Annotated in this window: 7 protein-coding genes and 2 pseudogenes; 4 read left to right on the top strand and 5 right to left on the bottom strand. The window is 71.6% G+C overall.

The features are described 5' to 3' along the window. Together ACWEN3_RS38340 and ACWEN3_RS38335 are read left to right on the top strand one after the other, a co-directional pair. The coding region (locus ACWEN3_RS38340; protein WP_452980935.1) for a TOMM precursor leader peptide-binding protein at window positions 1-806 on the top strand (806 nt) is incomplete at its 5' end. Further along, window positions 799-2,169 carry an ABC1 kinase family protein gene (locus ACWEN3_RS38335; RefSeq protein ID WP_452980933.1) on the top strand — a complete coding sequence of 457 codons (1,371 nt, stop codon included), beginning with the start codon at window positions 799-801 and terminating at the stop codon, window positions 2,167-2,169. The genes ACWEN3_RS38340 and ACWEN3_RS38335, both read left to right, overlap by 8 nt. A gap of 8 nt (window positions 2,170-2,177) precedes the next feature. Here ACWEN3_RS38335 and ACWEN3_RS38330 read toward each other — a convergent pair whose 3' ends face one another. The 5 genes from ACWEN3_RS38330 to ACWEN3_RS38310 all read right to left on the bottom strand — a co-directional run bounded on the left by ACWEN3_RS38330 (window position 2,178) and on the right by ACWEN3_RS38310 (window position 6,101). Next, entirely contained in the window at window positions 2,178-2,393 is a 216-nt protein-coding gene (locus ACWEN3_RS38330; protein WP_452980930.1) for a hypothetical protein, read from the bottom strand. 137 nt (window positions 2,394-2,530) lie between these two features. Continuing rightward, window positions 2,531-2,854 (bottom strand): hypothetical protein, encoded by a 324-nt coding sequence (locus tag ACWEN3_RS38325; RefSeq protein WP_452980928.1) that lies wholly within the window; start codon window positions 2,852-2,854, stop codon window positions 2,531-2,533. Then, on the bottom strand, window positions 2,851-3,219 hold the full coding sequence (locus tag ACWEN3_RS38320; RefSeq protein WP_103817702.1) for a WhiB family transcriptional regulator: 369 nt from the start codon (window positions 3,217-3,219) through the stop codon (window positions 2,851-2,853). The genes ACWEN3_RS38325 and ACWEN3_RS38320 overlap by 4 nt, the downstream gene beginning before the upstream one ends. A gap of 173 nt (window positions 3,220-3,392) precedes the next feature. Then, window positions 3,393-3,713: a hypothetical protein gene (locus tag ACWEN3_RS38315; RefSeq protein ID WP_452980925.1), complete on the bottom strand. Its 321-nt coding sequence runs from the start codon at window positions 3,711-3,713 to the stop codon at window positions 3,393-3,395. A gap of 165 nt (window positions 3,714-3,878) precedes the next feature. Then, window positions 3,879-6,101, bottom strand: coding sequence for an ATP-dependent DNA helicase UvrD2 (locus tag ACWEN3_RS38310; RefSeq protein ID WP_452980922.1), 2,223 nt, complete (start codon window positions 6,099-6,101; stop codon window positions 3,879-3,881). Window positions 6,102-6,285: 184 nt separating this feature from the next. Between ACWEN3_RS38310 and ACWEN3_RS38305 the strand changes: the two are divergent. Both ACWEN3_RS38305 and ACWEN3_RS38300 read left to right on the top strand, forming a co-directional pair. Next, window positions 6,286-6,357: pseudogene (locus ACWEN3_RS38305) on the top strand (glutaredoxin family protein); the annotation flags it as partial. Next, window positions 6,354-6,451 (top strand): annotated as a pseudogene (locus ACWEN3_RS38300) (heat shock protein transcriptional repressor HspR); the annotation flags it as partial. The pseudogenes ACWEN3_RS38305 and ACWEN3_RS38300, both read left to right, overlap by 4 nt.

The following is a 6,451-nucleotide window of genomic DNA, read 5'->3' as shown; positions in this document are numbered from 1 at the left end:
GCGCCGGACGCGTCGGCGCCCTGCTGGCGTCCGTCCTGTCGGGCGCCGGCGTCGGCGAGGTCGACGTCCGCGACGTCGGACGCGTCCAGCCCTGGGACGTGGCGCCGGGCGGGCTGCCCGCCGAGTCGGTGCGCGAACGCCGGGACACGGCGGCGCGGGCCGCCGTCCGCCGCGCCGCCCCGGACCGCCCGCCCCGTCACGCCCACACTCCCGGATCCGGCGCCGAGGACCCCGGGCTCTCCCTGGTGATCCTCACGCCCCGCGACGACGTGGCCGTGCACGCACCCGACCCACGCACCACCGAACCGCTCGTCGCCTCCGGCACCCCGCACCTGTACGCCGGTGTCGTGGAGGGCACGGGCGTCGTCGGCCCACTGGTCCTGCCCGGCGAGTCGGCCTGCGCGGGCTGTCTGCACGAGGAACGCACGGACCGGGACCCGGCCTGGCCCCGGCTGATCACCCAGTGGAGATCCGGCAGGGCCCGCCGGATCGGCGCCTGCGACCTGGCCCTCTCCACGGCGGTCGCCGGACTGGCCGCGGCGCACGCCCTGGCGTTCCTCGACGGAAAATCACCGTCGGCCACCGGAGCCCGCTGGGAGGTGTCCGTACCCGGTCTGAACTGGCACTCCCGCCCGATCTGGCCGCATCCGGCATGCGGCTGCGGCGCGGCGGAAAAAGCCAAGGGGGAACACTCCTCAACCAACGGGGAGCCACGCGCGACAATGGCGGTGCAACGGCCGTCGACGGAGCGGGCAAGCGAAGCAGGCGCGGCACGGCCGACTGGGACTTGGAGGGCGCATGTCTGATCTTCCCCGGAAGGCGGTCACCCGGACCGCCAAGCTCGCCGCGCTCCCGCTCGGCTTCGCCGGCCGGGCGACCTGGGGGCTGGGCAAGCGGATCGTGGGCGAGTCCGCGGAGATCGTCGGCAGGGAGCTGCAACAGCGCACGGCCGAGCAACTGTTCAAAGTGCTCGGCGAGCTGAAGGGCGGGGCGATGAAGTTCGGGCAGGCCCTGTCCGTCTTCGAGTCCGCGCTGCCCGAGGAGATCGCCGGCCCCTATCGCGCGGCCCTGACCAAACTCCAGGAAGCGGCACCACCGATGCCGACCCGTACCGTGCACGCGGTGCTCGAGGAGCGGCTCGGCCCGGACTGGCGCGACCTGTTCGAGGAGTTCGAGGACAAGCCGGCCGCCGCGGCCTCGATCGGCCAGGTGCACCGCGCGGTGTGGCACGACGGCCGCGAGGTCGCGGTCAAGGTGCAGTACCCGGGCGCCGGTGACGCCCTCCTGTCCGATCTCGGCCAACTGAGCCGTTTCGCCCGGCTGTTGGGCCCGCTCATCCCCGGCATGGACATCAAGCCGCTGATCGCGGAGCTGAGGGACCGCGTCTCCGAGGAACTGGACTACGGGCTGGAGGCCCAGGCCCAGGCCGCGCACGCGGAGGAGTTCACGGACGACCCGGACGTGGTGGTCCCGGCCGTGGTCCACCAGTGCGATCAGGTCCTGGTCACCGAGTGGATCGACGGGATCCCGCTGTCCGAGGTGATCTCGGACGGCACCCCGGAGCAGCGCGACCGGGCCGGTCAGCTGCTGGCCCGGTTCCTGTTCTCGGGCCCGGCCCGCACCGGCCTGCTGCACGCCGACCCGCACCCGGGCAACTTCCGGCTGCTGCCCGGCGGCCCGGACGGCGAGGAGGACTGGCGCCTCGGGGTCCTGGACTTCGGCACCGTCGACCGGCTTCCCGGCGGCCTGCCCGAGCCGATCGGCATCTCGCTGCGGCTGACGCTGGACGGCGACGCCGAGACGGTCTACGAGCATCTCTGCGAGGAGGGGTTCGTCAAGGAGTCCATAGAGCTGGATCCCGACGCCGTCCTCGACTACCTGCTGCCGATCATCGAGCCGGCCCGCGTGGACGCGTTCACCTTCACCCGCTCCTGGATGCGCAGCCAGGCCGCCCGCATCGCCGACCCCCGCTCCCCCGCGTACCAGCTGGGCAAGCGGCTCAACCTGCCGCCGGCCTATCTGCTGATCCACCGGGTGACGCTGAGCACGATCGGCGTGCTGTGCCAACTGGGCGCCACGGTACGGCTCCGCGAGGAACTGGAGGAGTGGCTGCCGGGGTTCGTCCCCGACGCGGACCTGGGCGGGGAGGAACCGGCGGCGGAGGCCTGATCAGGAGCTCACCACCAGGCCGAGTCCAGCCGCCCCTCGATCGCCCGTAGGTTCTCCCGCGAGCATGCCTCGCAGAAGTACTGGCGGGCGCCGTTCTCCACGGAGCAGGTCCAGGTGACCGGCTGGGTGCCGGCGGCGGGGGTGCCGCAGCGGGCGCACACGAGGCGGCGCCCGCGCTCCGCGGTGGAGCCGCCCTGATCACTTCCTCCGGGAAGACTCGTCACCTGGTGACGATAACTCCCTGACCGTCGGATCGCCTGTGCAACGCACCGCGGGGGCCGGTCCGTTCGGCCGGACCGGCCCCCGCGGGGAGGACTTCGCCTCCCTGGGCCGGGAGGCCACCGCTTCTCAGGTGTGTTCGTTACTGCATGACCGCCATGGCGAGCGCGCGGCGGGCGCGCAGCGACGCGCGCTCGGCCCGGCGCTGCATCCGCTGGGCGACGGCCAGGCGCACGGCCTGGCGTTCCCGGTCGGCGTCATGGAGTCGCTCGTGCATATGCGCACGAGCCAGGGCTTCTTGCATGAGTTGCATCTCTCGGGTCCTGTTCTGGCGCGCTTCGGTCGCGCCGGTGGTGGTGAAGTCTGTGGTCGCGGAGCCGGCGGGCTCGCTGGTGGACGGCTTCATCGGGGCCTGCTTCTTGGGGTCGTGCGTGAGGGGACGGTCGATCGTTCCTGCGGTGTTCATGCCGTGACCGGGTTCTTCCGCGGGCGACCACGCGGCCGCTTCCGGGCGACGACGACACCCTGGACGAACAGCTCGCCACCCCAGACGCCCCAGGGCTCGCGCCGCTCCTTGGCGCCGGCGAGGCAGGCCTCCATCAGCGGGCAGGTGCGGCAGAGGGACTTGGCGTACTCGACGTCCGCCGGCGACTCCGCGAAGAAGACCTCCGGGTCGTAGGAGCGGCAGGGGACGGGTACGCCGAGGTTCTCGATGGCGTCGTCGAGCGCGGTGAGCGCGGTCAGGGGGGTCAAGGTGGAGTCCTCCGTGAGGCCGGGCGGGGGGATCGTTTGCGAAGGCGGTACGGACGGGGCGTGCGCTTCGAGTTGCACGGTTGGTCTTCCTCGTCTGGTCGTTCCGGCCGGTTGACCGGGTGTCGGCTGGTACCGGGTTCTTTTCTTGTCCCGAGGCCCCCTCGCTCCGTCGTCCCCGTTGGGGGAAAACAGAAGGGCCGCGGATCCCGGGTGGGGTTCCGCGGCCCTGAAGGCGCCGGCCTGATCGGCGATCAGGCTGGATAACTCCAGGGTTCTGGCCCACGGAAGGCCCACATCAGGTGGTGCTGCTTCGTCTGCTTCCGGAATCCGGCACCGGCCGCCGCAAAGGCATAGGCATGTGCCTGTGCCGCTACCGCTTCCAGTGCCTTGGTCGGTCGCTCATTGCGCTCACGGACGGGAAGACCCGCGAGAGACAGGGAGGACGCCGGACGCGCGGCACGAATGCCGGACAGACCGGTGCCCTGGTTCGAGGCGCCGAGCATGCACGTGGAGACGGTCGAGCAATCGGTCAGTTTGGCCGTGCTGATGGTGCTGGTGTTGATGCTGATCACTGGACTCGCCTCCTCTCGGCGTCTCTGGGGACTGGGGTGAGCCAGTCCGCTCGGATATGCAAGTACATCACGGAATCAGGGCCTTGGAGAAGGCCGCTGCTTCCGTGCCTAGAACCTATGGGGATTGCTGGGGCGTGCGCAAACTATTTTTCCGACGAGTTCGCGTCAGTCGTCCTCGTCACCGCTGCCACTCTCCTGACCTGCACAGATGGCCAGCACGTCGGCTCCGTAGCTGCGTAGCTTGCGGCTCAGGACGCCGGGGATGCGGGAGAGCTCCGCGGGGCTCTCGGGCCGTGTCTCGGCGATGGCCATCAGGGTCCGGTCGGTGAAGACGCAGAAGTCGGGCTGTCCGCTCGCCTCGGCCTGAACCGACCGCCACTCCCGCAGCCGCTCGTAGAGCCCTTCGTCCATGTCCGAGGGGCAGTCCTCGCAGCGCATCAGTTTCATCTCGCCCGCGTCGGTGAGGGTGCGGCCGCAGACCCGGCAGCGGGCCGGGGTGCGCTGGGCGCGCCGGGGCACGGCGGCGATGCCGGCGGCTGTGCCGCGCTCGACCCCTCCGGCCGCGCCGGCACCGCTGCGGCCGACGGTGGGGGTGGTGCCGGGGCGCAGGCCGTCGAGGAAGCGGCTGGGTCTGCGGTTGGGGCGGCCGCCGGGCGAGCGGGACAGGGACCAGGAGAGGTGGAGCCGTTCCCGGGCGCGGGTGACGCCGACGTAGAGGAGACGGCGTTCCTCCTCGACCTGCTCGTCCGTCTTGGCGTAGGTGATGGGCAGCATGCCCTCGGCGATGCCGACGAGGAAGACGACGTCCCATTCCAGGCCCTTGGCCGCGTGCAGGGAGGCGAGGGTGACGCCCTGGACGGTCGGGGCGTGCTGGGCGTTCGCCCGCTCCTCCAGTTCGGTCACGAAGTCGGCGAGGGTGGCGCCGGGCCGGGCGGCGGCGAGGTCGTGGGCCAGGTTGACGAGGGCGGCGAGTGATTCCCAGCGTTCTCTGACGGCGCCGGAGCCTGCCGGCGGCCGGCTGGTCCAGCCCTCTCCGGAGAGCACCGCCCGCACCTGTGAGGGCAGGTCGACGGTGTCGTCCAGCAGGGAGTCGTTGCCGCCGAAGCGGGCCGCGCCGCGTAGGGCGATGCCGGCCTTGCGCACCTCGGGGCGGTCGAAGAAGCGTTCGGCGCCGCGCAGCTGGTAGGGGACTGCGGCGTCCGCGAGGGCCTGCTCGTAGGTCTCGGACTGGGAGTTCGTGCGGAACAGGATGGCGATCTCGGCGGCCGGGACGCCCGCGTCGATCAGGTCGCGGATACGGCGGGCGGCGCCCTCGGCCTCTGCGGGCTCGTCGGTGTACTCGGTGTAGAGGGGTTCGGGGCCGGCGGGGCGCTGGGAGACGAGTTCCAGCCGGTGGTCGGCGGCGCGGCCGTGGGCCTGGGTGAGCAGGCCGTTGGCGAGGCGGACCACCTGGGGGGTGGAGCGGTAGTCGCGGACGAGCTTGACCACGGTGGCCGCGGGATGGCGTGCGCGGAAGTCGAGGAGGTGGTCGGGCGTTGCTCCGGTGAACGAGTAGATCGTCTGGCTGGCGTCCCCGACGACGCACAGGTTGTCGCGTTCGCCGAGCCAGAGTTCCAGCAGTCGCTGCTGCAGGGGGCTGACGTCCTGGTACTCGTCGACGACGAAGTGCTGGTACTGGGCGCGGACCTGGTCGGCGATGTCGTGCCGGTCCTGGAGGACGGCGACGGTGAGCAGCAGGACGTCCTCGAAGTCGATCACCGAGCGGTCGCGCTTGAGGTCCTCGTAGGCCGCGTAGAGGTGGGCGATCTCGGCGGGGTCCCGGGGTGTCTCGCGGCCGGCCTTCGCGGCCGCGTACGGGTAGTCGGCGGGGATGGTCTGGGTGACCTTGGACCATTCGATCTCGGCGGTGACGTCGCGCAGCTCGCCCCGGTCGAGCCTGGTGCCGAGGGCTGCGGCAGCGTCGGCGACGAGCTGGATCTTCCGGTCGACGAGCCGGGGCAGGCTGCCGCCGATGGCTTTCGGCCAGAAGTACTGGAGCTGGCGGAGGGCGGCGGAGTGGAAGGTGCGGGCCTGGACCCCGTGGGCGCCGAGCTGGCGCAGCCGGCCGCGCATCTCTCCGGCGGCGCGGTTGGTGAAGGTGACGGCGAGCACGGTGGAGGGGTGCAGGATCCCGGCGCGCACCCCGTAGGCGATGCGGTGGGTGATCGCCCGGGTCTTGCCCGTGCCGGCGCCGGCCAGTACGCACACCGGGCCGTGCAGGGCGGTGGCCACTTCGCGCTGCTCGGGGTCGAGCCCTTCGAGCACGGCGTCGGCCCCGCTCGGCGCGGCCGAGTACTGGGGGCTGCCGGTGCCCTGCGGGAAGAGGGTGGGGTGCGTTGCTGGTGTCACACCGCCATGCTGCCAGGTCGCCCGGGACGGCTGCGTCGGTTGTCCACAGGTGGGGGCTTCCGGTCGTACCAATGCGGCAGGTGTCACAGCCGGGTGCGTATACCCCAGGCGGGAATGGGGGGCCGATGGCTTACGTTCTTTCCCTGGACGACTTTCCGCGAGCTGCCTGAGGAGCACGAGAGACATGCAGGGCACTGTGACGATGTACAGCACGACTTGGTGCGGCTACTGCCGTCGGCTGAAGAGCCAGCTGGAAACCTGGCCGGTATCAAGCGCATCATCGAACTGGAGAACCAGGTCGCCGCCCTGCAGTCCCGTGTCGTGGAGCTGCAGGCGGCCCTGGACGGCGC

It is taken from the genome of Streptomyces sp. NPDC004561 (assembly GCF_053602155.1).
The sequence above is the reverse complement of the archived record's forward strand: the minus strand, read 5'-3'. Positions and strand labels throughout refer to the sequence as shown.

What these genes read in the sequence shown, in the direction of transcription:
- ACWEN3_RS38335 (WP_452980933.1), top strand. Translation starts at nt 799, where the DNA reads ATGTCTGATCTTCCCCGGAAGGCGGTCACCCGGACCGCCAAGCTCGCC.
- ACWEN3_RS38325 (WP_452980928.1), bottom strand. Translation starts at nt 2,854, where the DNA reads ATGAACACCGCAGGAACGATCGACCGTCCCCTCACGCACGACCCCAAG.